This is a genomic window from Dyella jiangningensis (assembly GCF_003264855.1).
Taxonomy (GTDB): Bacteria; Pseudomonadota; Gammaproteobacteria; order Xanthomonadales; family Rhodanobacteraceae; genus Dyella; species Dyella jiangningensis_C.
This window is the reverse complement of sequence record NZ_NFZS01000001.1, coordinates 2,072,634-2,099,492: the sequence shown is the minus strand read 5'-3', so window position 1 is coordinate 2,099,492 and position 26,859 is coordinate 2,072,634. Positions and strand designations below refer to the sequence as shown.

The 26,859-nt window shown below is 66.3% G+C and carries 21 protein-coding genes and 1 pseudogene; 12 read left to right on the top strand and 10 right to left on the bottom strand.

Annotation, left to right across the window (positions count from 1 at the left end; translation table 11 throughout):
• The first annotated feature begins 1 nt into the window (after position 1).
• The 3 genes from CA260_RS09395 to CA260_RS09385 all read left to right on the top strand — a co-directional run bounded on the left by CA260_RS09395 (position 2) and on the right by CA260_RS09385 (position 4,284).
• On the top strand, positions 2-1,645 hold the full coding sequence (locus CA260_RS09395; protein ID WP_111982443.1) for an acetolactate synthase large subunit: 1,644 nt from the start codon (positions 2-4) through the stop codon (positions 1,643-1,645).
• A gap of 15 nt (positions 1,646-1,660) precedes the next feature.
• On the top strand, positions 1,661-3,091 hold the full coding sequence (locus CA260_RS09390) for an aldehyde dehydrogenase family protein (RefSeq protein ID WP_111982441.1): 1,431 nt from the start codon (positions 1,661-1,663) through the stop codon (positions 3,089-3,091).
• A 161-nt stretch (positions 3,092-3,252) separates the two neighbouring features.
• Complete coding sequence (locus CA260_RS09385; protein WP_172461765.1) at positions 3,253-4,284, top strand: TraB/GumN family protein; 1,032 nt, start codon at positions 3,253-3,255, stop codon at positions 4,282-4,284.
• A 64-nt stretch (positions 4,285-4,348) separates the two neighbouring features.
• On the opposite strand, the gene CA260_RS09380 is transcribed toward CA260_RS09385, so the two are convergent.
• The 6 genes and pseudogenes from CA260_RS09380 to CA260_RS21440 form a co-directional block, all read right to left on the bottom strand.
• Entirely contained in the window at positions 4,349-5,824 is a 1,476-nt protein-coding gene (locus CA260_RS09380; RefSeq protein WP_111983085.1) for a S10 family peptidase, read from the bottom strand.
• Between the two features lie 291 nt (positions 5,825-6,115).
• Positions 6,116-6,940: a DUF5694 domain-containing protein gene (locus CA260_RS09375; RefSeq protein WP_146745302.1), complete on the bottom strand. Its 825-nt coding sequence runs from the start codon at positions 6,938-6,940 to the stop codon at positions 6,116-6,118.
• A gap of 46 nt (positions 6,941-6,986) precedes the next feature.
• Complete coding sequence (locus tag CA260_RS09370; RefSeq protein WP_111982435.1) at positions 6,987-8,492, bottom strand: efflux transporter outer membrane subunit; 1,506 nt, start codon at positions 8,490-8,492, stop codon at positions 6,987-6,989.
• Positions 8,493-8,508: 16 nt separating this feature from the next.
• Complete coding sequence (locus tag CA260_RS09365) at positions 8,509-9,669, bottom strand: efflux RND transporter periplasmic adaptor subunit (RefSeq protein WP_111982433.1); 1,161 nt, start codon at positions 9,667-9,669, stop codon at positions 8,509-8,511.
• 12 nt (positions 9,670-9,681) lie between these two features.
• A complete protein-coding gene (locus tag CA260_RS09360; protein WP_272946563.1) occupies positions 9,682-11,850 on the bottom strand; it encodes an efflux RND transporter permease subunit in 2,169 nt (722 codons plus the stop codon).
• Positions 11,851-11,944: 94 nt separating this feature from the next.
• Positions 11,945-12,892: pseudogene (locus tag CA260_RS21440) on the bottom strand (efflux RND transporter permease subunit); the annotation flags it as partial.
• Positions 12,893-13,042: 150 nt separating this feature from the next.
• Here CA260_RS21440 and CA260_RS09355 point away from each other — a divergent pair.
• Both CA260_RS09355 and CA260_RS09350 read left to right on the top strand, forming a co-directional pair.
• A complete protein-coding gene (locus CA260_RS09355) occupies positions 13,043-13,723 on the top strand; it encodes a heavy metal response regulator transcription factor (protein ID WP_111982431.1) in 681 nt (226 codons plus the stop codon).
• Positions 13,723-15,126: a heavy metal sensor histidine kinase gene (locus tag CA260_RS09350; RefSeq protein WP_111982430.1), complete on the top strand. Its 1,404-nt coding sequence runs from the start codon at positions 13,723-13,725 to the stop codon at positions 15,124-15,126. Before CA260_RS09355 ends, CA260_RS09350 begins: the two co-directional genes overlap by 1 nt.
• An 8-nt stretch (positions 15,127-15,134) precedes the next feature.
• On the opposite strand, the gene CA260_RS09345 is transcribed toward CA260_RS09350, so the two are convergent.
• Positions 15,135-15,728: an HAD-IB family hydrolase gene (locus CA260_RS09345; RefSeq protein ID WP_111982429.1), complete on the bottom strand. Its 594-nt coding sequence runs from the start codon at positions 15,726-15,728 to the stop codon at positions 15,135-15,137.
• A 117-nt stretch (positions 15,729-15,845) separates the two neighbouring features.
• Positions 15,846-16,781 carry an AraC family transcriptional regulator gene (locus CA260_RS09340; protein WP_111982428.1) on the bottom strand — a complete coding sequence of 312 codons (936 nt, stop codon included), beginning with the start codon at positions 16,779-16,781 and terminating at the stop codon, positions 15,846-15,848.
• Positions 16,782-16,935: 154 nt separating this feature from the next.
• On the opposite strand from CA260_RS09340, the gene CA260_RS09335 reads away from it, so the two are divergent.
• Positions 16,936-17,994, top strand: coding sequence for an NAD(P)-dependent alcohol dehydrogenase (locus CA260_RS09335; RefSeq protein ID WP_111982427.1), 1,059 nt, complete (start codon positions 16,936-16,938; stop codon positions 17,992-17,994).
• Between the two features lie 19 nt (positions 17,995-18,013).
• Here CA260_RS09335 and CA260_RS09330 read toward each other — a convergent pair whose 3' ends face one another.
• Together CA260_RS09330 and CA260_RS09325 are read right to left on the bottom strand one after the other, a co-directional pair.
• Positions 18,014-19,777, bottom strand: coding sequence for a chloride channel protein (locus CA260_RS09330; protein ID WP_111983084.1), 1,764 nt, complete (start codon positions 19,775-19,777; stop codon positions 18,014-18,016).
• Positions 19,778-19,947: 170 nt separating this feature from the next.
• Positions 19,948-20,703, bottom strand: a complete 756-nt coding sequence (locus CA260_RS09325) for a YdcF family protein (protein ID WP_111982426.1) — start codon at positions 20,701-20,703, stop codon at positions 19,948-19,950.
• A 117-nt stretch (positions 20,704-20,820) separates the two neighbouring features.
• On the opposite strand from CA260_RS09325, the gene CA260_RS09320 reads away from it, so the two are divergent.
• The 6 genes from CA260_RS09320 (at position 20,821) to CA260_RS09295 (ending at position 26,856) form a co-directional block, all read left to right on the top strand.
• Positions 20,821-22,260, top strand: coding sequence for an alpha/beta hydrolase (locus CA260_RS09320; protein ID WP_111982425.1), 1,440 nt, complete (start codon positions 20,821-20,823; stop codon positions 22,258-22,260).
• Positions 22,261-22,355: 95 nt separating this feature from the next.
• Complete coding sequence (locus CA260_RS09315; RefSeq protein WP_111982424.1) at positions 22,356-22,760, top strand: hypothetical protein; 405 nt, start codon at positions 22,356-22,358, stop codon at positions 22,758-22,760.
• 247 nt (positions 22,761-23,007) lie between these two features.
• Positions 23,008-23,562, top strand: a complete 555-nt coding sequence (locus CA260_RS09310; RefSeq protein ID WP_111982423.1) for an RNA polymerase sigma factor — start codon at positions 23,008-23,010, stop codon at positions 23,560-23,562.
• A complete protein-coding gene (locus CA260_RS09305; RefSeq protein WP_111982422.1) occupies positions 23,559-24,416 on the top strand; it encodes a hypothetical protein in 858 nt (285 codons plus the stop codon). The genes CA260_RS09310 and CA260_RS09305 overlap by 4 nt, the downstream gene beginning before the upstream one ends.
• Positions 24,409-25,005, top strand: coding sequence for an IMPACT family protein (locus CA260_RS09300; RefSeq protein ID WP_111982421.1), 597 nt, complete (start codon positions 24,409-24,411; stop codon positions 25,003-25,005). Before CA260_RS09305 ends, CA260_RS09300 begins: the two co-directional genes overlap by 8 nt.
• Before the next feature lie 81 nt (positions 25,006-25,086).
• Complete coding sequence (locus CA260_RS09295) at positions 25,087-26,856, top strand: ABC transporter transmembrane domain-containing protein (protein ID WP_111982420.1); 1,770 nt, start codon at positions 25,087-25,089, stop codon at positions 26,854-26,856.
• The last annotated feature ends 3 nt before the right edge of the window (positions 26,857-26,859 follow it).

The window sequence follows — 26,859 nt, the reverse complement described above, 5'->3', positions numbered from 1 at the left end:
CATGAAGGCAGCGGCATTGTTCGTTAAGGCACTGGAAGCCGAAGGCGTGCACAGCATTTTTGGCGTGCCGGGCGAAGAAAACCTCGACCTGGTGGAAGCGCTGCGCGATTCCTCGATCCGCCTTATCGTGACCCGGCATGAACAGGCCGCGGGGTTCATGGCCGCCACTTGGGGACGGCTTACCGGGGAAGCCGGTGTCGCGCTTTCCACCCTGGGTCCGGGCGCCACCAACCTCGTCACCGCCGCGGCCTATGCGCAACTTGGCGCCATGCCGATGCTGATGATCACCGGCCAGAAGCCGATCCGCGAACACAAGCAGGGCTTGTTCCAGCTGGTCGACGTGGTCGACATGATGCAGCCGCTGACCAAGTACACACGCCAGCTGGTTTCCGCGGCGACGATACCGGCGCGCATCCGCGAGGCCTTTCGCCGGGCGGAGGAAGAACGCCCCGGCGCGGTTCACCTGGAACTGCCCGAAGACATCGCACGCGATACCGTCGAGGAAGCGATCCTGCTGCCCACCGAATATGCGCGCCGCCCTTCGCCGGATGACGCGGCGCTGGTGCAGGCGGCCGAGGCGATCAGCAAGGCGCGGCATCCCATCCTGATGATCGGCGCCGCGGCGAACCGGCAGCGCACCACGGTCGCGCTGCGCGCGTTCATCGACAAGCTCGGCATTCCCTTCTTCACCACCCAGATGGGCAAGGGGGTCATCGACGAGGATCACCCGCTGTGGCTGGGCAACGCCGCGTTGTCGGACGGCGACTTCGTGCATCGCGCCATCGACGCCGCGGACGCGATCATCAACGTCGGTCACGACGTGGTGGAGAAGCCGCCTTTCCTGATGCGCAAGGGTCGTCGCACGGTCATCCACATCAATTTCTCCAGCGCCGAGGTCGATGCCGTCTACTTCCCCCAGATCGAAGTCGTGGGCGACATCGCGCACACGGTGGAACGCCTCACCGATGCGCTGCAGCCGCAGGAACACTGGAACTTCAGCTTCTTCGATCGCGTGCGGCTGGCCTTCCATTCGCAGCTGGAGGATCACTCGCGCGACGATCGCTTTCCCATGCATCCGGTGCGCGTGGTGGACGACACGCGCAGCTTCATGCCCGACGACGGCGTGCTGTGCCTGGACAACGGCATGTACAAGATCTGGTTCGCGCGCTACTACCGCGCGCGCGAGCCGAATTCGATGCTGCTCGACAACGCGCTCGCCTCGATGGGCGCCGGCCTGCCCTCGGCGATGGCCGCGAAGATGGTCTACCCCGAGCGCAAGGTGCTGGCGATCTGCGGCGACGGCGGCTTCATGATGAACTCGCAGGAGCTGGAAACGGCCGTGCGTCTCAGGCTCGACCTGGTCGTCCTGCTGCTGCGTGATGACGCCTACGGCATGATCCGCTGGAAGCAGGCCGAAATGGGCTACGCCGACTACGGCATGACCTTCGGCAACCCGGACTTCGTACAGTTTGCCGAAGCGCATGGCGCACACGGTCATCGCCCCGCCAGCGCCGACGAATTCCTGCCCACGCTGCAGCGCGCGTTCGATGCCGGCGGCGTGCACCTGATCGATCTCGCCATCGACTATTCGGACAATCACCGCATCCTCAACGAAGAGATCCGCCGGCTCAGCGCAGCCGTCTGATCGCCTGGAGTTTCCATGCTCGCCAAAAGCTATCCGTATTACCTCGCCAACCAGCCGCAGACCTCGAAGGAAACGATGGATGTGCTGGACAAGTACAGCGGCAAGGTCGCCACGCGCGTAGCCGTGCCCGATGCCAAGGCCACCGAAAAGGCCATTGCCGCCGCGGTGAAGGCCGCGGGCCCGATGCGCGAGTTCAAGCCGTGGGCGCGCCAGCAGGTGCTGCAGCACTGCGCGCAGCGCTTCAGCGAGCGCCGCGAGGAGCTGGCCTATGCGCTGTGCGTGGAAGCCGGCAAGCCCATCAGGGATTCCGACGGCGAAGTCACCCGCCTGATCGAAACCTTCAGCATCGCGGCCGAAGAAGCGGTGCGCGTCAACGGCGAAACCATCAACCTGGAACTCGCCAGGCGTCTGGACGGCTATCACGGCTACACCAAGCGCGTGCCGCTGGGCCCGGTGTCGTTCATCACGCCGTTCAACTTCCCCTTGAACCTGGTGGCGCACAAGGTGGCGCCGGCCATCGCGGCCGGCTGTCCGTTCGTGCTCAAGCCGGCCGAACGCACGCCGATCGGCGCGCTGATCATCGGCGAAGTGCTGGCCGAGACCGACCTGCCCAAGGGCGCGTTCTCCGTGCTCACGCTGGACGGCAAGCACGCCAAACCGCTGGTGGAGGACCCGCGCTTCAAGCTGCTCTCCTTCACCGGCAGCCAGATAGGCTGGGACCTCAAGACGCGCGCCGGCCACAAGAAGGTGACGCTGGAATTGGGTGGCAATGCGGCCTGCATCGTCGATGCCGACCAGGGCCCGCGGCTGGATCGCGTGATCGACCGCCTGGTGTTCGGCGCGTTCTACCAGTCCGGCCAGAGCTGCATCAGCGTGCAGCGCATCTATGCGCACAAGGACATCTACGACGAGCTGAAGAAGAAGCTCGTCGCCGCCGTGAAGAAGCTGAAGGCCGGCGATCCGAAGAAGAAGGACACCTTCCTCGGCCCGATGATCGACGAGGCCGCGGCCGAACGCCTGCACGGATGGATCGAGGAAGCCCGCAAGGCCGGCGGCAAGCTGCTGTGCGGCGGCAAGCGCGACGGCGCCATGCTGGAAGCCACCTTGATGGAAGGCGTGCCGACCAGCGCCAAGGTGCATCGCCAGGAGGTGTTCGGCCCGTTCGCCCTGCTTGCGCCCTTCGACGATTTCGACGAGGTGGTGGCGATGGTCAACGACTCGGACTACGGCTTGCAGGCCGGCATCTTCACCGACAGCCTCGCCCACGCCATGCGCGCCTGGAACGAGCTGGAACAAGGCGGCGTGATCGTCAACGACGTACCCAGCTTCCGCGTGGACAACATGCCCTACGGCGGCGTGAAGCTCTCCGGCATCGGCCGCGAAGGCGTGCGCTGCGCCATCGAGGACATGACCGAGGTGCGGCTGATGGTGATGCGCGAGTTCTGAGGCAGTCGCCGCGACGTGCGCAGCCTTGCCGTCGCGGCTTTTCCTTTCGGGGTTTGCTGCAAGCTGCGGCTTGTGGCGCCCGGGGGCCGGGTGGTGTTCAATCCTCCCACCCGACCCGGCATGCCATGGCATGCTTCCCTGCCCCCAGCGGAGCCCGACGGATGCCCACGAAACTAGCCATGTGCCTGGGCGCCCTGCTCATGACAGGCAGCGCCCTCGCGCAAGAAAGCTCGCCAACACCTGCCGCCAGTACGCAGGGCACCGTGGCGCCCGCCAAGCCCGTCGACCTGCAGACAGTGACCGTTCGCGGTACCCAGCCTGGGCCGGCCCTATGGGAAGTTCGCAAGGGCGACCACGTGCTGTGGGTGCTGGGAACCATATCGCCGCTGCCGAAGTACGCGACCTGGCAATGGACCCAGTTGGAGCAGGCCCTGGGGAAATCGAGCGAAATGCTGGAGGCACCATCGGCGCGCCTGAAGATGCCGCCCAGCCTGTTTTCCCGCCTTGCCTTGCAGCCGGCGGCGCGCCTCAATCCGGGCGGTGCCACGCTGGAGCGCATGCTGCCTGCCGACATGTACCAGCGTTGGCGCGTGTTGCGGCACGAATATCTGCACGATGACGATGCCTACGAGTACCAGCGCCCCATCATCGTCGCCGAGCAACTGTTCACCAAGGCGCTCGATGCGCACGGCCTGACCGGCGACACCGACGTCGAGGACATCGTCGAAAAGCTGGCGCGCAAGCACGGCACCCGGCAGGTGCCTGTGCGCTATGAACTGGTGATACGCAAGGTACCCAAGCCCAATGGTGGCGCGGACAGTGACCAGCAACAGGGCATCGCCTGCCTCGACGAGACCATGCAGATCATCGAGCACGACATGCCCAAGCTCACGCAGCGCGCCAATGCCTGGGCCACCGGCGACACGGCGACGCTGCAAAAGCTCATGGAGGGTTCGCGCGAACCCTGTGTGGTGAGCGCGATCAATGGCGATTTCGAACACCAGCTCAACGTGACCGACCTGCCACAGCGCATCAACACGGCATGGGTCAGGGAGGCGGATCTGGCGCTCACGCGCAACCGGCGCACGGTTGCCGTGTTGACGATGGAACAGTTGACGTCGCCTACCGGCTACCTCGCCACGCTGAGATCGATGGGTTACCTGGTGCAGCCGCCGGCAGACCTCAAGCAGTAACCCACGCTCAAAAAGAAGGCCCGGCGCGTCTGGCGACGCCCGGGCCTTTGTTTTGCCTCGCGGCTTACTTCGTGGCGCCGTACAGCTGCGCCGCATCCGCCTTGAACGACGAGGCACTACCGTCGCGGCTGTAGAACATGTGGCCGCCCGGATAGATCGACAGCTTCACGCGCTGCGGCTGACCGAAGGTTGGCATCTGGTCGATGATCAGGCGCGAGGTGAAGAACGGGCATGACAGGTCGTTGTAGCCGTGCACGATCAGCACCTTCATGTTCGGATCGTTGGCGATCGCCTTGCGCAGGTCGGCCACCGGCTTGTCGTCGGTTTCTCCGCGATCCCAGGCGTTGTTGACGGTGTAGGACAGCGCCTCGTAGTGCGCGTCCGTCTTCCAGCCCACTTCGCGCGTGACGAAATCCACCATCGCGCTGGTGGTCGGCGCCAGCAGCGCTTCGAGGATCGGGTCGCCCGACTGGCGACGGGCCGAACCCGGAAACGGATCGAACGCGGTGACGTTGGAGTCGTACACGCTGCCGATCTTCTTCTCGGAGCGATGGATCTCGCGCAGGTAGGTGCCGATGTCGACGCGGCCATCCAGCTTGGACACCACCGACGGATCAAGGCCCGTATAAGCCGACACCTTCTGCACCATGCGGCTGATCGCGCCGGGATCCGAGCGACCCGCCAGGAAGTCGGTGACGAACTGCGTGCGGACGTAGTTTTCCACGTCGGTCATCGCCGCCGGGGTGAGCTTGCCCTGGGCTTCGAGATGCGCCGCCGTCATCGACGGCAGGTTGATCATCCACGGCAGCGGCGACAGCGCATCACCGTCGCCGATCGCGGCCGGATCGAGGTAGGGCGACACCATCACCAGGCCGTTCACGCCCACGCCCATGCGCGTCTGCAGTTCCAGCGCGATGCGCGGCGCGCGATAGCCGCCGTAGCTTTCGCCCATCACGTACTTGGGCGCGCGCAGGCGGCCGTGCTTGACCAGCCAGTCGTACACCACGCGCGAGAGGTACTTGATGTCCGCCTCGGTGGAGTAGAAATCCTTCTTGGTCTTGTCCTCGTCTTCCAGCGAACGCGAGAACCCGGTGCCGACCGGATCGATGAACACCAGGTCGCTCATGTCGAGCCAGGTGTTCGGGTTGTCCTTGGTCACGGCCGCATCGGACGGCGCATCGCCATCCACGCCGAACTGGATGCGCTTGGGACCGATCGCGCCCATGTTGAGGTACACCGACGAAGCACCGGGACCGCCGTTGAAGGCGAACGTCACCGGGCGGTGCGGATCGTTGCCGGGTACGACATAGGACGTGTAGACCACATCGGCGATCTTCTTGCCCTTGGCATCGCGCACCGGAATGGTGCCGACGGTCGCCTCGTAGGACACCGTGCGGCCACCCACGCGCACGCTCTGCTTGATGGTCTTGTCGGCCGGCAGCGGCGGCAGCTCGGCGTCGGATTTCTTCTCCGCCTCGGCGGCGGGCTTGGCATCCTTGCCTTCGGCAGCCATGGCCAGCGACCACGGCGACATGACCATGCCCAGCGCAAACACGGCTGCAAACCAGGCAGCACCACGCCCCACCCGGGCGGCACGACCACAAACAGGCAAATCTCGCTTCATCAGGAATCTCGCAAAGGCCAAAAGGCGGTTAGCTACGCAGATGCCCGACACGCACGCTCCCCGCTGCGTTCCACAGGCGCAGCCATGCTCGTGTCGGAGGCAATCTCCATAAAAGCGGCACGCCTGCCAGGGGCACCAGTGCCGTTAGGCACGGGTCACGGGCTGAGGCATGAAGAGGCGCGCAACATCATGCGCCTTGCGACAAGGTCAGTGAGGCAGGTAGTCGTTGGGCTCCACCAGCTGGAATCCGGGCGTCTCACTCACGCACTGGCGCAGCAGAAAGGCGTGGCCGCTGCCATAGAAAACCACGATACGGTCGCCAGGCTTCGCCAGCTGCACCAGGTTCGCGCAGATGAGGAAATTGCGGCGATACCACGCAGCGAGCAGCTCGGCGCCCGGCTGTTCGTTGCCTGAGCCCATGCGCAACGCGGTGCGATAGAACGAATTGCCCTCGTCGATCAGGGCCGGCTCGTTGACGCGCCGCAACGCCGCCGAGAGGCCCTGTTCCGCGAGCAGTCGCTGCTGCTCGGCCATCTGGCGATCGATCTTCGCACCCTCGGCGTCGAGCAGGCTCGAAAGGCCGTGCGCATCCGCGTAGGCCTTGACGGGCTCATAGGGAAAATCGCCATCGGCGTCGATGCCATAGACGCCGATGGCGTGGGCCGTCCTGGCCAGGCGAAAGCCGAGCTGCACGACCTCGTTGCGCGACGGCGGCAAGGTGCCGGCGAGGTATTTGGGAAAGCGCTCCTCGACCGTGTCACGCGGCCACTCGACCGCCACCTTGTCCGGCTTGAACCGCGCCAGCGCATCGGTGATGGCGCCCAGCTCGGCCTGGCGCTTCGGCGCCAGCACATCGTCCACCTTCATGTTGTGCAGGTCGTGCCCGGGATTGGACAGATGGAAAAGACCCACCACCATCACCTGGACAGGTGCTGGCGGCGCATCGGCGCGCGCGCCCTCGACGGGCACCGACAACGCGCCAATCCACGCGGCGCACAACAGAAACGACCACCTTGCCATTGTGGACCTCATGCAGACCTCCACCAGGCGCTGCCGGATCGCCCCTCGCCACCCGGCTCTACGGCGCTTCGATGCCTTTGGCCGGCGATAGGTTTAGCGCAGCGACATCGTGAGACCCCAGCGGCACGTCGAGCCCCGACCAGCCCCCACCCAGCGCCTTGATCAGCCGCACATCGGCCTCCAGCCGACGACGCGACAGTTCCACGAGGTTGCGCGACTGGGTCAGGCTCACGCTCTGGGTCGAGACCACTTCGAGATAGTCCGTGGCGCCGTCCCGATAACGCGTCAGGGAAAGCTGCGCCGCGCGCGAAGCGGCGTCGACCGCATGCTGTTGCGTGGCTGACTCATCGCCCAGCACGCGGAGCGAGGCGAGGTTGTCTTCCACGTCCTGGAACGCGGTGAGCACGGTTTGCCGGTAGTCGGCAGCCGCGGCGTCATGGCTTGCGTTCGCCCCGGCGAGTTCCTGCTTGCGGCGTCCGCCATCGAACAACGTGCCCACCAGTGCAGGACCGATGGCCCAGAAGCGGCTGGGCAACATGGCGAATTGAGCCAACTTCGAGGCTTCCAGCCCGCCACTGGCGGACAGCAAGAGGTCCGGAAAGAATGCGGAAGTGGCTTCGCCCACATCGGCGTTTGCCGCTGCCACGCGACGTTCGGCGGCGGCGATATCCGGGCGACGCTGCAGCAAGATTGACGGCACGCCCGCCGGAACCGACGGCAAGGACAGCGGCTGCGTGTTCACCGGCAGGCTGAGCTGGGCCGGCGGCACGCCGATCAGCACGGCGATGGCGTGTTCGTGTTGCGCGCGGCTCTCGCCAAGGTCGATCAACTGCGCCTGCGCCGCCTGCCACTGCGTTTCGGCCTGCTGCAGGTCCGATTCGGAGGCGATGCCTCCCTGGTAGCGCGTGTTCACCAGCGCCCGGGCCCGCGCATAGTCCGCCACGGTCTGCTGCAACAGGGCGGCCTCGGCATCGAGTTCGCGCAGGTCGATGTAGTCGATGGCCAGTTCCGCCTGCATGGCCAGGCGCACCGAAGCCAGATCGGCCTCGCTGGCCTGATAGCGCGCCTGCGCGGCCTTCACCTGGTAGCCGATGCGGCCGAACAGGTCCGGCTCCCATGAGACGGTGAGTCCCGCATTGAAATCGGACACGGTCTTGCCGGCCAGCGAACGGCCCACCACGTTCTGCGAGGTATGCGCGCGATCGGCACTGACGCCCGCGGTCACCGTGGGAAAGTAGGACGAGCGCGCGGTGCCGACCATCGCCTTGGCCTGCGCGAGACTCGCGACGCTCTTGGCAATGGTCTGGTTGCCAACGTCGACCTTGGCTTCCAGATCGTCCAGCGTGGCGTCGCCGAACAAGGTCCACCACGCGCCGCGATCGGCATCGTCGCGAGGATGTGCCGGTTGCCAGCCCGGCGCTGTTCGCGAAGCCTCCTTGAACTGATCGGGAACCGTCACGGTTGGACGTATATAGGCCGGCCCCGGAGAACACCCGGCCAGCATCACACCGAGCAGCGTCGCCACCGCGGCCGTACGCAAGAGAGATGTCGTTTGGCGATTCATGGACGGCCCCCCTTTCTCACGCGTTGGCCGGCTGCGCATTGATGCGCACCGCTTGGCCCGCCGTGATGGCGTCGCCCGGATTCACGATCACGCGCTCGTCGCCGTGCAGCCCGGCATGGATCTCCACACGCGCACCGAAATCGCGACCCAGCGTGACGGTGCGCAGCTGCACCGTGCCCTTCGCATCCACCACGGCCACCTGCACGCCCGCCGGTCGGAACAACAGCGCATTCGCCGGCAGCGACAGGCCCGGCTGCGCGGCGGACAGCGGCAGGCTCACCTGTGCGTATGCGCCCGGCAACACCGCACCATCGGGATTATCCATATCCACCTCGACGCGCAGCGTACGGCTGTTCGCGTCGATCGCGCCCGATGTGCGCGCCACCGTTCCGGCGAAGCTGCGGCCCGGATACTGCGGCAGCGCCAGCGTCGCCTTGGCTCCAGCGACAACATCAGCCGCCTGGTCCTGCGGCACGTCGACGAAGACGCGCAGACGGTCAGTCTCGGCCAGGCGGAACAAGGCGGCAGGCGTGCCGCCGTTGCCTGCATCGATCAAGGCACCCACGTCGATGTTCCGCACCGTGACCACGCCATCGAACGGCGCCACCACCTTCTCGAACGACTGCAGCTGCGCAAGGCGGCTGACATTCGCCTGCGCCGCCGCGAGCATCGCCTGCTTGGCTTTCATCGTGCTCGCGTTCTCCTCGCTGGACTGGCGGGAGACGGCATCGTCCTTGAGCATCTGCTGCCAGCGGGCGGCAGTGACCTTGGCGATGTCGTAGTTGGCCAAGGCCGTCGCCGCGTCCGACTGCGCTTGCGTGAGTTCGGCGTCGAGTTCGGGCGCATCGATGTCGGCGAGCAGGTCGCCGCGCTTCACGTGCGTGCCGATGTCGCTGTACCAGCGATGCAGGTAGCCGCTGGTACGCGCATAGATGTTGGCCTCCTGGAAAGCTTCAACGTCACCAGGCAGCACCAGCACCTGCTGGGCCGGCGCCTTGGTCGGCGTCACCACGGCGACGGTGGGTACGGCAAGCGCATCGGTCTGACGGGCGACCACGCCGTGCGCGGCGAGGCGCGGAATGCCGCCTGCCGACAAGGCCAGCGCCGCCACCACGGCCGAGACGATCAGCAGGCGCCTGGGTGCAGCTGCAGGCTTCACGGGAACGAGCATGGACATGGGAATTCTCCCTCACGGAGTCGATGGGGTCGGATTGGGCAACGCCTGCAGGGTTTGGCCGGCGCGGCGGCGCAGCCAGGCATGCACGGCGGCAAACACGACGGGAACGAAGACCAGGGTGGCAACCGTGCCGAACAATAGGCCACCGATGACCGCGCGGCCGAGCGGCGCGTTCTGCTCGCCGCCATCGCCGAGGCCCAGCGCCATCGGCAACATGCCGATCAGCATGGCCAAGGCCGTCATCAATACCGGACGGAAGCGGGTGCTGCCGGCGTCGAAGGCAGCCTGCAAGGGCGTGGCGCCTTCGTTGATGCGGTCGCGCGCAAAGCTCACCACCAGAATGCTGTTGGCAGTGGCGATGCCAATGCACATGATGGCTCCGGTCAACGCAGGCACGCTGATGGTGGTGCGCGTGACGAACAACACCCCTGCCATGCCGGAGATGGCGCCCGGCAAGCCGCTGATGATCACCAGCGGGTCCAGCCACGACTGGAAGTTCACCACCATCAGCGCATACACCAGCAGCACGGCGAAGGCGAGGCCAAGCAGCAGGCCCTGGAACGACGACTGCATGGTCTGCACCTCGCCGCGCACGACCAGGCTCGAACCCGGCGGCAGATGCGCACGCGCCTGCGCGACCAGCGTCTCGACGTCGGCAGCCACCGCGCCCAGATCGCGACCCTGCACACCGGCGAACACGTCGATCACCGGCTGCACGTTGTAGTGCGATACCACCGCGTCCTGCGATCCGCGCGAGAGCGTGCTCAGCGATGCGAGGATCGGCACCGTCGCGCCCTTCCCTGCCACGCCCTGCTGGTTGCCGTTGGTCAGCGGGATATTGCCCAGCGACTGCAGCGAGTCGATGGTGTACTGCGGTGCTTCCGTGGCCAACGGATAGCTCACGCCATTGATCGGGTTGAGCCAGAAATTCGGCGAGGTCTGCGAACTGCCCGACAGGGCGATCAGCAGGTTCTGGGCAATCACGCGTTGCTGGAAGCCGGCCTGGATGGCCTTGGTGCGATCCACGTTGATGTTGATCGACGGCGCGTCGCCCGGCTGCTGGATACGCGGATCAACCAGGCCCTGCACATGGCGGAACGATGCCAGCAGCTGATCGGCGATCTGCCGATTGGCGACCTGGTCCTTGCCCACGATCTGCACGTCGATCGGCGACGGCAGGCCGAAATCCAGTGTCTGGCTGATGATGTCGGCCGGCAGGAAGGCAAACGTCACGCCGGGGAAATCGCGATTCAACTGCTCGCGCAGCGTCTCGACGTATGCGGCCGTTGGGCCATGACCGGGCTTCAGCGTCACCAGGATGTCGGCATCGGCCGAGCCCACCGGCAATGACGAGTCGTAGGTGATGTTGATGCCGCTCACCGGCAGGCCGATGTTGTCGAGGATCCCGCCCAACGTCGACGGCGGAATCACCGTGCGGATACGCTGCTCCACCAGGTCCACCACCCGCGCGGTCTGCTCGATGCGTGTACCGGTACGAACACGCATGTGCAGGCGGATCTCGCCGGTATCGGAAGTGGGAAAGAAATCCCTGCCCAGTACGGGAACCAGCAGCAACGAGATACCGCAGACCACCGCGAAACCGAGCGCCACGCGCCGCGGACTGGCGATGGCAGCAGACAGCACCGCCTGGTAATGCCCATGGAATCGCTCGAAACCCCGCTCGAAGCGCTGCTGGAACCGGCGCAGTACTTCCCAGCGACCATGAGTGTCGGTCGTCGCGCGCTCGCCGCGCAGCAGGTACATCGCCAGCGTTGGGATCAGCGTGCGGGACAGGAAATATGACGCCAGCATCGCGAACACTACGGCCTCGGCCAGGGGTACGAACAGGTAGCGCGCCACGCCCGTCAGCAGGAACATCGGCACGAACACGATGCAGATCGACAGCGTCGACACCAGCGTGGGCAAGGCGATCTGCGATGACGCATCGATGATCGCGTCCATCAGCGGCTTGCCCATGTCGCGGTGATGGCTGATCGCCTCGATGGCCACCGTGGCGTCATCCACCAGGATGCCCACTGCCAGCGCCAATCCGCCCAGCGTCATGATGTTGATGGTCTGCCCCAGCGCGGACAGCGCGATCAGCGAACTCATCACCGACAGCGGAATCGAGATCGCGATGATCAGCGTCGAGCGCCAGCTGCCGAGAAACAGCAGGATCATCAGCGCGGTCAGCGCGGCGGCGATCAGCGCCTTCGCGAATCACGCCGTCGACCGCGGAGCTGACGAACACCGACTGGTCGGACACCGGCTTCACCGCCAGCGCCTTGGGCAGGCCGGCGACGATATGGGGCAGCATGGCCTTTACCTGGCCGATGATGTCCAGCGTCGAAGCATCGCCGCTCTTCTCCACCTGCAGCAGCGCCGACCGCGTGCCGTCGACGCGCACGATATTAGTCTGCGGGGCAAAGCCGTCGCGCACCTGGGCCACGTCGCGCAGGTACACCACGCCGCCAGGTGTCGATTTCACCGGAAGAAGATTCAGCTCATCCACGCTGGACGGGCTGCCGTTGAGATTGACGTTGTATTCGAGCGCGCCGATCTTGGCGGTGCCTCCGGGCAGGATCAGGTTCTGCGCGTTCACCGCATTCACCACGTCCAGCGGCGACAGACCGTGTGCCTGCATGGCCTGCGCGTTCAGGTCCACCATCACCTGGCGCACCTTGCCGCCGAACGGCAACGGAATCGCCGCGCCCTGTACCGTGGCCAGCTGCGTACGGATGAAGCTGTTGCCGAGGTCGTACAGCTGCTGTTCGGCGAGCGTGTCGCTCGACAGTGCCAGTTGAAGGATCGGCACTGTCGAGGCGTTGTACGAAATGACCAGCGGCGGCAGCGTCCCTGGCGGCAGCACACGCAGGATCGATTGCGCGTTGGACGACGCTTCGGCGATGGCGCGGTTGATATCCGCGCCGGGATGGAAATACACCTTGATTACGGCCACGCCGTTCAGCGACTGCGACTCGATGTGCTCGATGTCGTCGACGTCGGACGTGAGCGCGCGCTCGTAGTTCGACGTGATCCGCTTCGCCATGTCCTCGGCCGAGAAGCCGTTGTACGACCACACGATGCTGACCACCGGAATGTCGATGTTCGGAAAGATGTCGGTCGGCGTGCGCAGCAGCGCGAGCGGCCCGATGAAGACCAGCAGCAGGGCCAGCACGATGAAGGTATAGGGGCGCCGCAGCGCCAGACGGACGATCCACATGACCCACTCTCGGTATCGGCCAACAGGCCGCGATGGGTCCAAGGCTAGGATCGCCGCGCTTGCCGGCCCCTGACGGTCACCTGACAAATCTGTAATCACGGTCGGGCGGGGGCCAACGTATGATGACGGCAAGCCAAGGCGAGACCGTCCATGCGTCTGCTTGTCATCGAAGACGAAAAGAAAGCCGGTGAGTACCTCAAGAAAGGGCTCGAGGAGTCCGGCTTCACCGTGGATGTCGCGCTCAATGGCATCGACGGCCTGCACCTGGCGCTTGAGGACGATTACGACCTCATCGTGCTGGACGTGATGCTGCCGGGTATCGACGGCTGGGCCGTGCTGACCCGGCTGCGCGCCAGAAAGGACACGCCGGTACTGCTGCTCACCGCGATGGACGAGCTGGAAGAGCGCGTGAAGGGGCTGGAGCTGGGCGGCGACGACTACCTGGTGAAACCGTTCGCCTTCGTCGAACTGCTGGCCCGCATCCGCACCCTGCTCCGCCGCGGGCCGCCGCGCGACATCGAGCACATGCATATCGGCGATCTGGAAATTGACGCCGTACGTCGACGCGTTCGACGCGCCGGTCAGCGCATCGATCTCACCCCACGGGAATTCTCGCTGTTGCAGTTGCTGGCACGGCGCCGCGGAGAGGTATTGAGCCGCACGCAGATTGCTTCCTACGTGTGGGACATGAACTTCGACAGCGATACCAATGTGGTCGAAGTGGCCATCCGCCGGCTGCGCGTCAAGATCGACGACGGCCACGAGGTCAAGCTGATCCACACCGTGCGGGGCATGGGCTACGTGCTCGACGAAGCGCGCGAGGCCAACTGATGGCACGACTGTCGCTCAGCGCCCGCCTGGCCATCACTTTCGTAGTGATCACGGTGGCGTGTTTCAGCGCGGTAGGCTTCCTGCTGTTCGAAGCCGCGGCGCGGCGCATCCACGAGCAGGACGACACCAACCTCGTGCTGGCGACGCGGCACCTGCGCCGCTTCGTGGCGGAGCTCGATTCCCCTGCCGACGTCGCCGCGCACCAGTATCGCCTGATCATCGGCGTGCTGGGCGATACGAACAATGCGCTGCGCATCGTGGACGAAGCGGGCCATGTGTTGGTGGAGCGCAACCCGTCCCGTCTTCCCATGACCGTCCAAGCCATGGTGCCGTCGGAGCGGCGCATCGTCGCGGCCGACGTCCAGTCCTGGCGCGATGCCGACGATCACGAGATTCGCGGCGTTTCTGCCATCGGCAAGCCCGGGGATGGTTCGACCGTGACCATCGTGGTGGCGCGCTCGCTGGCCGACCGAGCGCTGCTGCTCTCACGCTATCGGCGCGACACCATCCTGGCGTTGGCTGCCGGCATGCTGGTCGCCGTATTGCTCAGCTACCTGCTGGTGCGGCGTGCGCTGCGGCCGTTGCGCGCCATGGCTGCCAGTGCCTCGGCGGTGACCGCGCATCACCTGAGCACGCGGATGCCGGCCGACGATGTGCCCGCCGAACTGCAGACGCTCAGCATCGCGCTCAACGACATGCTGGGCCGCATCGAGGATGGCTTCGCGCGAGTGTGGCAATTCACCGTGGATCTCGCCCACGATCTGCGCACGCCGATCGGCAACCTGCGCGGCGCGAACGAGGTCGCCCTCACCCGCCCACGCAGCGTGGAGGAATACCAGTTGCTGCTGGGATCCAACATCGAGGAATGCGACCGCGTCAGCCGAACCATCGAAAGCGTGCTGTTCCTCGCGCGCGCCGACAGCCCGCAGTTCGCGCTGCAACGCGTGATGATCGAAGCGGGCGAAGAACTGCAACGCATCGCCGACTACTTCGAAGGACTGGCGTCCGACGCCGGTGTCGCCGTACGCGTGACAGCGCATGCCAGCGTCCACGCCGACCGCGAGCTGTTCCGCCGCGCGGTCAGCAACCTGCTGTCCAACGCGCTGCGCTACACGCCGGCTGGCGGCACGATCGAGATGCGCGCCCTGGATACGGAGCGCGGCGTGGAGGTCAGCGTGGAGAACCCCGGCGCCGGCATCCCGCCCGAACATATGGCGCACCTGTTCGATCGCTTCTACCGCGTGGACCGCTCGCGCAGCGACTCGGCCCATTCCACCGGGCTGGGCCTTTCCATCGTCAAGAGCATCATGGAGCTGCACGGCGGCGACGTCGTGGCGAAGAGCGAACGACAAGGCGTCACCCGCTTCACCTTGACCTTTCCGAAGCCGCCCGCAACCGGCTGAACGCGGGCTCAGGCCACCTCGCGCCACTGGAAGTAGCGACGATGGGCCATTTGCAGCAGCTCGCGATCCTCATGCGTGTCTCCATACGCGTAGACGACCGGATAGGCGTCGACGTCATATGCCGCGTGTACGCGGCGACGTTTTTCTGCGCCCACGCATTGCGCGCCACGGTACCTACCGGTCAACCTGCCGCGGTGGCTTTCCAGCTCCGAACACAGCAGTTCGAGGTCATGCTGCCGGCACCAATGGGAGAGATAGATGTCCAGCGCACCCGAAACCACCACCACGCGATCCCCTTGCCGCTTGTGCCAGAGAATGCGTTCGAGCGCGTTGTCGCGCAGGGCCTGGGGAATGATTTCATCGGCGAAGCGACGCCCCTGTTCGTTCGCATGCGCCTCATCCATGCCCTGCAGGCCGAGGCGAACCGCGCTGGCGCGCATCGTGTTGGAGGGCACGACGCCGAGCTTGTAGCCCAGCACCATCGGCGCCAGCAGGAGGCCGCCCCAGCGCAGCCTGATCGACGGCACCGCGAATTCGAGGAACGGACGAAACAGCTCCTTGGTGGTGATGGTGCCGTCGAAGTCGAACAAAGCCAGGTTCATGCCGTCCCTTTGAAAAACACGGTGTTTGCTCGTCTGTAGGAGCGCACCCAGTGCGCGATGGTCCTGTACTTACTCGCGATCGGCAATCGCGCACGAAGTGCGCTCCTACAAAGGAGGCTAGCCGGAGGCAACCTCCGCCAGACGCAGCCGCGATACGTCACGCAGCGGTGGCGCGCCGAAGTGCCGGCTATATTCGCGACTGAACTGCGACGGGCTTTCGTAACCCACGCGATGGGACGCCGTGGCGACATCGCATTGCCCAGCCAGCAGCAGTCGTCTCGCTTCGTGCAGCCGCAGCTGCTTCTGGTATTGCAGCGGACTCATCGCCGTGATCGCACGAAAGTGGTGATGCAGCGATGAACTGCTCATGTTCACGCGCCCGGCCAGTTCGTCGATGCGCAGCGGTTCGTCGTAGTGCCGGCGCAGCCATTCGATCGCCCGCGAGACCTGATGGCCCTGGCTGCCTGACGTGGCGATCTGCACCAATCGTGCGCCCTGCCCGCCGGTAAGCAGCCGATAGAGCACTTCGTGCTCGATCAGCGGACCGAGCATCGCCAGATCCCTCGGCGCATCGAGCAATCGCACCAAGCGCAGCAAGGGATCGAGCAGGCCATCCTCGAGTGGGCTCAGCGAAATGCCCGTGGTGGGCGCGCCCATCGGCCGACCGGCGGTGACCTCGGGCAGCATCTCGCGGATGCGCGCCATGTCGAGCCGGAACGTGAGGCAAAGACAGGGCTCGGTGGGGGTTGCGCGCAGCACCTGCGAAGACACCGGTACATCCACCGACGTGACGAGATACGAAGCAGGCTCGTGCACGAAGACCTGCTGTCCCAGCAGGATCTGCTTGGCGCCCATGAGCGCCAGGCCAAGGCCGGGCTCGTACATCGCACAGGTCGGGACGCCCGGCGAATCCGCACGGAAGAAGCTGAGCGCAGGCCAGGCGGTGGCGTGCACGCCCTCCGTGGGCGTCCATCGTTCAATCAGGGTTGTCAATTCCTCGCGATCCTGGACCAGACGCGCGGGTTCCGACTGATGGGAAGGCTTGCTGTTCATGATGTTGCCGAAACACGGGGCAGCGTTAGATTGCCCGTTCCTGCACGGCATGGCGAGTACCTCGCCGGCTATCGCGCAGGATCCGGCTACCCGTCGCGCGGCCGGTCCGACCATACTTTCAGGCCTTCGCCGTTTTTCACCCCAGGAGTTATGCATGGCTCTCTCCATCCGCGGCTACGCCGCCCAGTCGGCCACCTCCCCGGTCGCTCCCTATCAGTTCGAACGCCGCGATCCGCGTCCTGACGACGTGGTGATCGACATCCTTTATTGCGGCGTCTGCCACTCCGACCTGCACCAGGCCCGCAACGAGTGGCACGGCAGCATCTACCCGTTGGTGCCAGGTCACGAGATCGTTGGCCGCGTCAGCGCCGTCGGCGACAAAGTCAGCACGTTCAAGGTCGGCGAGATGGTTGGCGTCGGCTGCATGGTCGACTCCTGCCAGCATTGCGCGTCGTGCAACGCCGGCCTCGAACCGTACTGCGAAAACGGCGCGACCTGGACCTACAACGACAAGGATCGCCACGACGGCCTGCCGACCTTCGGCGGCTACTCCGAGCGCATCGTCGTGTCGGACAAGTTCGTCGTACGCATTTCCGACAAGCTGGATCCGAAGGCCGCCGCGCCGCTGCTGTGCGCAGGCATCACCACCTGGTCACCGCTGCGTCACTGGAAGATCGGCAAGGGCAGCAAGGTGGCGGTGATCGGCCTGGGCGGCCTGGGTCACATGGGCCTGAAATTTGCCAAGGCCATGGGCGCCGACGTCACCCTGTTCACCCGCACGCCGGGCAAGGAAGCCGAAGCGCGTCGCCTTGGTGCCGACCACGTGGTGCTGTCGACCGACGCGCAACAGATGGCCGCCTCGGCACGGCAGTTCGATTTCATCCTCGACACCGTGCCCTCGCCGCACGACCTCAACCCCTACCTCGCCACGCTCAAGCTCAACGGCGTGCTGTGCCTGGTGGGCCTGCTGGAGCCGATCGAACCGCCGGTGCAGGCCGCGATGGTGATCCTCGGCCGCCGCTCCATCTCGGGTTCGGCCATCGGCGGCATCGCCGAAACGCAGGAGATGCTCGACTTCTGCGCCGAGCACGGCATCGTCAGCGATATCGAAGTCATCGATATCAAGGACATCAATCACGCCTACGAGCGCATGTTGAAGAGCGACGTGAAGTACCGCTTCGTGATCGACATCGCCTCGCTCAAGACCGCCTGAGTGACGAAGGGCGCGGCTCTCAGGCCGCGCCCTTGCGACCGAGGTGGCGACTCGCTTCGCGCGCCTCACGCAGGCGACGCGCATGCGCAGCCAGCAGATCGCCACGGGTGAGGATGCCCACCATCCGCGTGCTGCCCTCGCCACCCATCACCACCAGGCGACCCACGTCCGCCTCGACCATGTGATCGGCCGCTTCGCGCAGCGTATGGGTTTCGCGCACCACCAGCGGCGGACGACGCACCAGCGAACCGACCAGCGCATCCGCGGACATATTTGCATTGAGCAGATCGCGCCGCGTCACCACGCCAAGCAGGCGCCCATCGTCCGCGAGCACGGGGAAACCTTGATGGCGCGTCTTCGCGTTGTCGTGGCCAAGCCATTCGCGAACCTCGCCCAGGGACTGCGACGCGCGCAGGCTCACGACGTCCCTGCTGCAGGCGTCGCCCACGCTGATGCGCTCCAGATGATCGGCCGCGTACTCCGACGGCACATGCACGCCGCGACGCGCGATCTTCTCCGTCATGATGGTGTGGCGCATCAACAGACCCGACACCAGGTAGGCCGCCGCGCAACCGGCGAGCAGCGGCAACAGCCCCTGCGTCTGCTGCGTCGTCTCGAACGCGAACACCACCGAGGTGAGGAACGCACGCGACGCACCGGCGAAGATCGCCGCCATGCACACCAGCGCCGCCATGTGCGGATCCACGTGCAGGCCAGGCAGCCACGCCACGCAGGCTGCGCCCATCACGCCTCCCATGGCGCCACCGATGGTGAACATCGGCGCCAGCGTACCGCCGGAGGTGCCGCTGCCCAGCGCCACCGACCATGACACCAGCTTGAGCAGGCACAGCGTAAGCATCGCCGCCATGCCGATCTGGCCACTCAGCACGATCGAAATATTGGTGTAGCCCACGCCCAGTGTCGCCGGCATCACATAGCCGACCACGCCCACCACCACGCCACCCAGCGCCGGCCACCACATCCAGTGCACCGGCAGCTTCTCGAAGGCATCCTCGATCGCATAGGTGAGCTTGGTGATGCCCACGCTCGCTACGCCGGTCAGCAGACCCATGGCCATATAGACGGCCAGCGCTGCCAGCGTCGGCGCAGCGACGGCCGGCATGGCGAACATCGGCTCGTTGCCTTCCAGCACGTAACGCACGCCCGTGCCGACGGCAGCGGCGAGCGCCACCGGAATCAGCGAGCGGGCGCGACGTTCGAACAACAGCAGCTCGAGCGCGAGCAGTACCGAGGAAATCGGCGCCGAGAACACCGCCGCCATACCGGCCGCCGCGCCGGCTGCGAGCAGCGTCTTGCGCTCATCGGCGGTGACGTGAAGGAACTGCCCCAGCAGCGAACCCAGCGCGCCGCCCGTGGCGATGATCGGGCCTTCTGCGCCGAACGGGCCGCCCGTGCCGATGGCGATGGCCGACGACACCGGCTTCAGCCAGGTCATGCGCGGCGGAATGCGGCTCTCATTGAGCAACACCTGCTCCATCGCCTCGGGAATGCCGTGTCCACGGATGGCGCGCGATCCCCAGCGCGCCATCGCACCGACGATCAGGCCACCGATCACCGGCACGGCGATCACCCACAAGCCGAGGTGATTGCCGGCGGGACTGCTGAATTCCGTGCTGACGCGACCATAGAAAGCCAGGTTGGTCACCAGGCCGATCAACGCCGTGAGCGCACGCGCCACCAGCGCCACGATCCCGCCCAGCGTCATGGCCAGCGCCGCGATCCACGCCACCCGCAGTTCCAGCGGGCGGAACTGGCGCGGCATGTGCGCGTCGATCAGCGCCGGATCAAGCGATGGGGCAAGCGGAAGCGCCGCACGTGTGTGCGGCTGGGGCGTCGAATCGGTATCCATGGGGAAACCCGGCTGGTGAATCGGCAAAGGTTACGTGGATACGTGCGTCGTAGCTGGCTGGAAAATGAACGACCCGCGAGCGCTCAGTGCCCCAGCCGGGCCGACGGGGCCGCGTTCAGGCCGAGCGCGTTGTAGACGTAGTAGCGCAGGATGCCCAGGTATTCGTGCATGGCCGCGTCCGCCAGCATGACATTCCATGAATCGGGAAAGGGTTCCCAGCGCGGATTGACCCAGTCGCCCGCCACCGGCTGCGGCGCCATGCCGAAATGACCGAAATACAGCAGCGAACGACGCAGGTGCACGCCCGAGGTCACCATCACCAGGTGTTGTGGCGCCTGTGCTTCCAGCATGGAACGGCTGAACTGGGCGTTCTGCCATGTCGACATGCTGCGGGTTTCCAGCAGCAGGTCCGACTCGGGAATACCCAACCGGCGCAGCGCGCGTCCGTACACGACCGACTCCGCTTCACCGTGCCCCTGCGAGTCGCCGCCCGTTACCAGGATGCGGCACTGCTTGCCCGCCGCATGGCACTCGCTGTACAGCTGCGCGGCGCGCAGCAGACGTCCGTTCGAGAAGTACGAAGGCTGCAGCGGCTCATCCGGCACCACTGCCGTGCCGGCAGCCAGCAGCAGGATCACGTTGGTCCCGGCCCATTCGATCTTCGGCGTTGCCGCGTAAGGGTCCTGCAACGGGTAAAGAAGCAGGCGCGACACCGCACCCGAGCCGATGCCGAAGAACAGCACGACGAGCAAGGTCGCCAGTGCGGCGCCTGTCCGGCGCCAGCGCCGTCGATAGCACCACACAGCCAGCAGCAACATCACGAACAGAACGGAGAGCATGGGTTTTCCTGATCCATGGAGACTCGTGGCATCTTAGGGCCTTGCCGCAAGGCCGGGCGATAGCGCGTTGCCTGCCCGCGACCTGGAAGGCGGCCGAACCCGGCAGGGAACCTGGTCATGACCACACTCGTTTTCGTCCACGGCTGGAGCGTCACCAACACCTCCACGTACGGCAACCTGCCCCAGCGGCTCCAGCAGCAGGCGGCGGCACAAGGCGTGGCGCTCAACCTGGCGGACATCTGGCTGTCCGAATACGTGAGCTTCGACGATGCCGTGACCATGGCCGACGTGGTCCGCGCGTTCGATCATGCGTTGCGCGATCTGCACTTGGTGGATGCGAGCTTCGCCTGCATCACGCATTCCACCGGCGGCCCCGTGGTGCGCGAATGGCTGCGTGCACAGCGTGAGCGGCCAGGTGCCTACAGCACCATTCGCCTGACCCACCTGATGATGCTGGCACCGGCCAATTTCGGCTCCGCGCTGGCCCAACTCGGCAAGAGCGTGCTCGGGCGCTTGCGCGCATGGTTCGACGGCATCGAGCCCGGCCAGCGCATCCTCGACTGGCTGGAGCTGGGCAGCGCCGAATCGCTGTCGCTCAACCTCGACCACATCCATGGCGACGATCCGGCAGCCAAGGGCCAGTACCTGTTCGTGCTCACCGGCGATCGCCCCGATCGCTCGCTGTACGACCATATCAACAGCTATACCGGCGAGGACGGCTCCGATGGCGTGGTGCGCATCGCCGCCGCCAACCTCAATGCGCGGCACGCGGTGCTCGCGCGCGATGACGGCGGCGCCGACGACACGCTCGCACTGCACGTCGCGCGGGCGCCGCGCACGGCGTTCAAGCTGATTCCCGGCGCCGCCCATTCCGGCACGGACCAGGGCATCATGGCGGCCGCTCCGCAAGCCACCGTCGAAGCACTGCTGCGCTGCCTGCGCGTGAAAGACGCGGACGCCTATCGGCACCTGTGCGATGCCTTCGACGCGGAGAATGCGCAACGCGACGCCGATCGCGTGGAACTGGAACCGGTCGGCCCGTTCTCCCCGCGCATACACATCCACGACCCACGCAGCCTGATGATCGTGCGGCTCACCGACGAGAGTGGCGAGCCCTTGCGTGGCAGCCGCCTGCTGCTCAATGCCGGCACGCCGCCGAACCCTGATTGGATGCCCCAGGGCTTCATGCTCGACCGGCAGGCCAACAGCCATCAGCCGCACGTGGTGTCAATGTTCCTCAACCACACGCTGCTGTCGGGGAGCCCGCGCATCGCCGACCCCACCAACACCCGCAAGACGCTGCGCGCCGCGACCGACGTGCATCGCCCTTACAACGCCACCGTGCAACCGGCCGACCTTGCCGGCTTCGTCCACCACGCGGCGACGGCCATGGCGGCGTCCGACGATCTCTTCGACGCGCTCGGTCCACACCAGACCACGGTGCTGGATGTGGTGCTCCCACGCCTGGTGCACGAAGGCGTGTTCCGTCTTACCCAGGAACTGACACCGGAAGACTTCAGCCACGTCGCGCCTGGCCCGGCCATTCCTTCCAGGTGACAGTCGCCTCCCCGTGATGCATAGTCGCAAAAACTTGCGCCATGGACGCAGGCACGACCGGCCGGCCCAGGCCGGTCCATCACAGGGAGGGGACAATGAAGAAGCTGATCCTGCTGGCGATCCTCGCCGGCCTCGCATGGTGGTACTTCGACCACAGCCGCCGCATGACCGAGGCGGACATCCGTGCCGCCTACGAAGCCGACATCGACGCCATGCGCCGGTTCGACAGCGAGTTCCTGTGCGCGCGCATGAGCGACGACTACGCAGGCAGCGAGACCTCGCGCCAGGACGACACCGAAGAACATTTCGACCAGGCCGCCCAATGCCAGCGCATCAAGCGATCCATCGCGACCATGCAGCAGCTCAGCGTGGCCACCGGCGGCCGGTTGGCACTCAAGATCGACTACGAGATCAAGGCCATCGAACTGTCGCCCGATCGCAAGCACGCCGACGCAGTCGGTATCGACCGCGAAACTGGGCGACATGACGATTGGACGTGATCGCACCACCGATCACCTGATCCGTCGCAACGGCCGCATCCTCAGCGTCGCGAGCGAAGCGAAGGTCTGGAGTTACACGCCGCAGTAATCGTCATGGGGCTCAACCCCATTCCGGTGAAGGCGCGTTACATGGACATGAGCCCATCGAACGCGCCCCTGCCCCGTGCCCGATTTCCTTAGGCAGCAACCCGCACCGCCGACGCCCGGCGCTTATCGCCGCGCCCGCTTTGCCTTAACCTCGCCGTCCATGGATGCCTCCGTGGACGATGATGCAACGCTGATGCTCGCCTATGCACAAGGCGAGGCGTCGGCGTTCGACACGCTCTACGCCCGGCATCGCGGCACGCTGTATCGTTTTTTGCTGCGCAGTGCGCGCGACCAGGCGCTGGCCGACGAGCTGTTCCAGGAAACCTGGAGCCGCGTGGTCGCAGCACGATCGCGCTACACGCCGCAGGCGAAGTTCAGCACCTGGCTGCTGCAGATCGCCCACAATCTGCTTGTCGACAGCTACCGGCGCAAGCGCCCCATGGCGGATGGCGACGAAGCGGAACAGGCACTGGGCAACCTGCCCGCCCCCGGGCACGAACAGCCCGAACACGTGCTGTCGGATTTCGAGCGCCGCCGGCGCCTGCAGCGCGCGATCGAAGCCCTGCCCGACGAACAACGCACCGCCGTGTTGTTGCGGCTGGAAAACGACCTGAGCGTGGAGGAGATCGCGGAAATTACCGGCGTGGGGCGCGAAACGGCAAAATCACGCCTGCGCTATGCCATGAACCGATTGCGCGAACAGTTGGCCGAATGAACACGCACGATCACGACGACGATCCCCTGCCCGGCGAGGACGAGCTCAAGGCACTGTACGGCAGCCTGCCGCGCAAGGAGCCTTCGCCGTCGCTCGACCAGGCCGTGCATCGCATGGCCGCCGATGCCGTGCGCCCGTCCAAACGTCGCGCGCGCTGGCCGGCCATGGCCGCCAGCGCCGCCGTGCTGGTGCTTGCCGGCGGTATCAGTTGGCGCCTGTACGAACAATCGCCCGAACGGACACCGATGCCTGCGCCGGCTGCCTCCGGTCGGGAGGCGGCCACATCCGCCGGCCTCGCTGCACCCGCTCCGCCCCGCGCAGCAAAGGCTACGACCGAACCCGCGGCAACAGCGGCTTCCTCACTCGCCACATCCACGCCGGCGATCGCACAACGCCAGCATGAGTCCATCCGTATGGCACTGAAGCCACGCGTGCTCCCGGCCGCTCCCGCTACGCGACGCGCAGTGCCGGAAGCGGCAGCACCGTCGGAACCGACAGCGCAGGACCAGGTCATGGAAGCATCCGCTCCGCTTCCTGCGCCCGCACCGCCGGTACCGGCCGCAGCCCAAGCCTATGCGCCTTCGCCGCCGGCGCCGGAAGCCCGGGCCAACGACAGCCGACACGCCATGGCCGCGAAAACGATGGCGGCACCTGCCGTGGTCGCGATAGCGCCGGCCGACCCCACGGCACGGAACCCCGCCGACAGCCCCGAGCAGGAGCTCGACAAGATCCGGCAACTGTTCGCCCAGCAGCGGCGCGACGAGGCACTGCAGCGGCTTTCCGCCTTCCGGCAGGCTCATCCGGATATTCCCGTGCCTGGGGATCTGCAGGATCAGCAAGCCCGCCATGAGTGACACGCTGTACACCCTCGCGACCGTTTGCCAGCACAGCGAGGACATCAAGAAAAGCCGCTTTCTCGCCCAGGCCGCACCGGTGCAGACACCGGCCCAGGCGCTGGATTTCGTGCGGCAGGTAAGCGACCTGGCGGCCACGCACAACTGCTGGGCCTATCGCATCGGCCAGGATTACCGCTTCAACGACGATGGCGAGCCCGGCGGCACGGCCGGCAGGCCGATCCTGCAAGCCATCGAAGGCCAGGGCATCGACCGGGCCGTGGTGGTGGTGACGCGCTGGTACGGCGGCATCAAGCTCGGCGCGGGCGGACTGGTGCGCGCCTATGGCGGCACCGCCGCGGAGTGCCTGCGCCGCGCCGAGCGCACGCCCATCGTGGCAATGGCCCGACTGGGCCTGACCTGCGATTTCGGTGAGCTCACCCTGCTCAAGGCGCGATTGCGCGAACTCGACGCGGATATCGTGGACGAACAGTTCGGTGCGGATGGAGCCACGCTGGAGATCCAGCTACCCGAGCATCGCGTGACCGAAGCCCAGGCGCGCGTTACCGACATCAGCCGCGGCCGCCACGCTGCAAGAAGGCTGGATTGATATCGCAGCACCGCCGCCCCACGTAGTTCGCTTGCGGGGGCGAGCCAGCCCTCGGCCACCCAACGGGACTCGAAGTCGCCCATGACCGAAGCCGCCACCACGCAACGCCCCGCACGCCGCGTCGGCGCCCTGCTGCAGCTATGGCCGTTCGTCAAACCCCACCGCAGGCTCGCCCTGGGGTGGCTGGTGTTCCTCGCCATCTCTTCGTCCGCCACGCTGGTATTGCCGATGGCGGTGCGGCACATGATCGATCAGGGATTCATCCATTCGAACGCCTCGGCCATCAATGTCACTTTCCTCGGCCTGTTCGGCGTGGCGCTGGTGCTGGCCTTCGCCACGGCGGCCCGCTACTACTGCATCACCCTGCTGGGTGAGCGCGCGCTGGCCTCGCTGCGCGCCAAGCTGTATTCGCACGTGATCCGGCTCGACGTCAGCTTCTTCGAACGCAGCCGCGTCGGTGAATTGATCTCCCGCCTGGGCACCGACACGGAAGTGATCCAGGCGCTGATCGGCTCGGGCATCTCGGTGGCGCTGCGCAGCGCGGTGATGCTGCTGGGCGCCACGGCAATGATGATCTGGACCAGCCCGCGTCTCGCCGGCCTCACCGCCCTGGTGATTCCCGCCGTGATGTTGCCGATCCTCGTATTCGGGCGCCGGGTGCAGAAGCTGTCGCGCGCCAGCCAGGATCGACTGGCCGACACCGCCGCCATCGCCAACGAAACCCTCAATGCCGCGCCTGCCGTGAAGGCGTATGCGCGCGAGGACATCGAGAGCACGCGCTACGGCGCTGCGATCACCCGTGCGCTCGCCACGGCGCGCAAGCGCATCGGCATGCGGTCGTTGCTGACCGCCACGGTGATCGTGCTGTTCTTCGGCGCCATCACCCTGGTGCTGTGGGCCGGCGCGCGCGACGTGTTGAACGGCACGCTGGGCGCCGGCGTGCTGGGGCAGTTCGTGCTGTATGCGATCTTCGCCGCCGGTTCGCTGGCGGGTCTCTCCGAGGTGTGGGGCGACGTGCTGCGCGCCGCCGGTGCAATGGAGCGTATCGGCGAACTGTTCGAGGAGCGCGCCGAGATCACCAGCCCCGCGCAGCCCACGCCGCTGCCCAAACCGGTGCAGGGAGCGCTGCGTTTCGACCATGTAGCGTTCCACTACCCTTCCCGGCCCGACGCACCCGCACTGCACGACTTCGACCTGTCGATCCGGCCGGGCGAAACCGTGGCCCTGGTCGGCCCATCGGGCGCCGGCAAGAGCACGGTGTTTGCCCTGCTGCTGCGCTTCTACGATCCGCAGGCCGGCCGCATCACGCTTGACGGCGTCGACCTGCGCGCGCTGTCGTTGCCCGGCCTGCGCGGCACCATCGCGCTGGTACCGCAGGAAACGGTGATCTTTGGCGGCAGCGCGGCCGATAACATCCGTTTCGGTCGCCAGGATGCGGACGACGATGAAGTGCGCGACGCCGCGCGAGCCGCCGAGGCGCACGAGTTCATCAGCGCGATGAGCAAGGGTTACGACGAAGAACTGGGCGAGCGCGGCGTGCGCCTGTCCGGCGGGCAGCGCCAACGCATCGCCATCGCGCGGGCCATTTTGCGCGACGCGCCGCTATTGCTGCTGGACGAGGCCACTTCCGCGCTCGATGCGCAGTCCGAAGCCGCCATCCAGCAGGCGCTGGAGCGCCTGGAGAAAGGGCGCACCACGCTCGTGATCGCGCATCGCCTTGCCACCGTGCAGCGCGCCGACCGCATCGTGGTGATGGACGGCGGCCGCATCGTGGCGCAGGGCACGCACCAAAGCCTGCTGGCCGAAGGCGGCCTCTACGCGGAGTTGGCCAGGCTGCAGTTCACCGCCTGACGC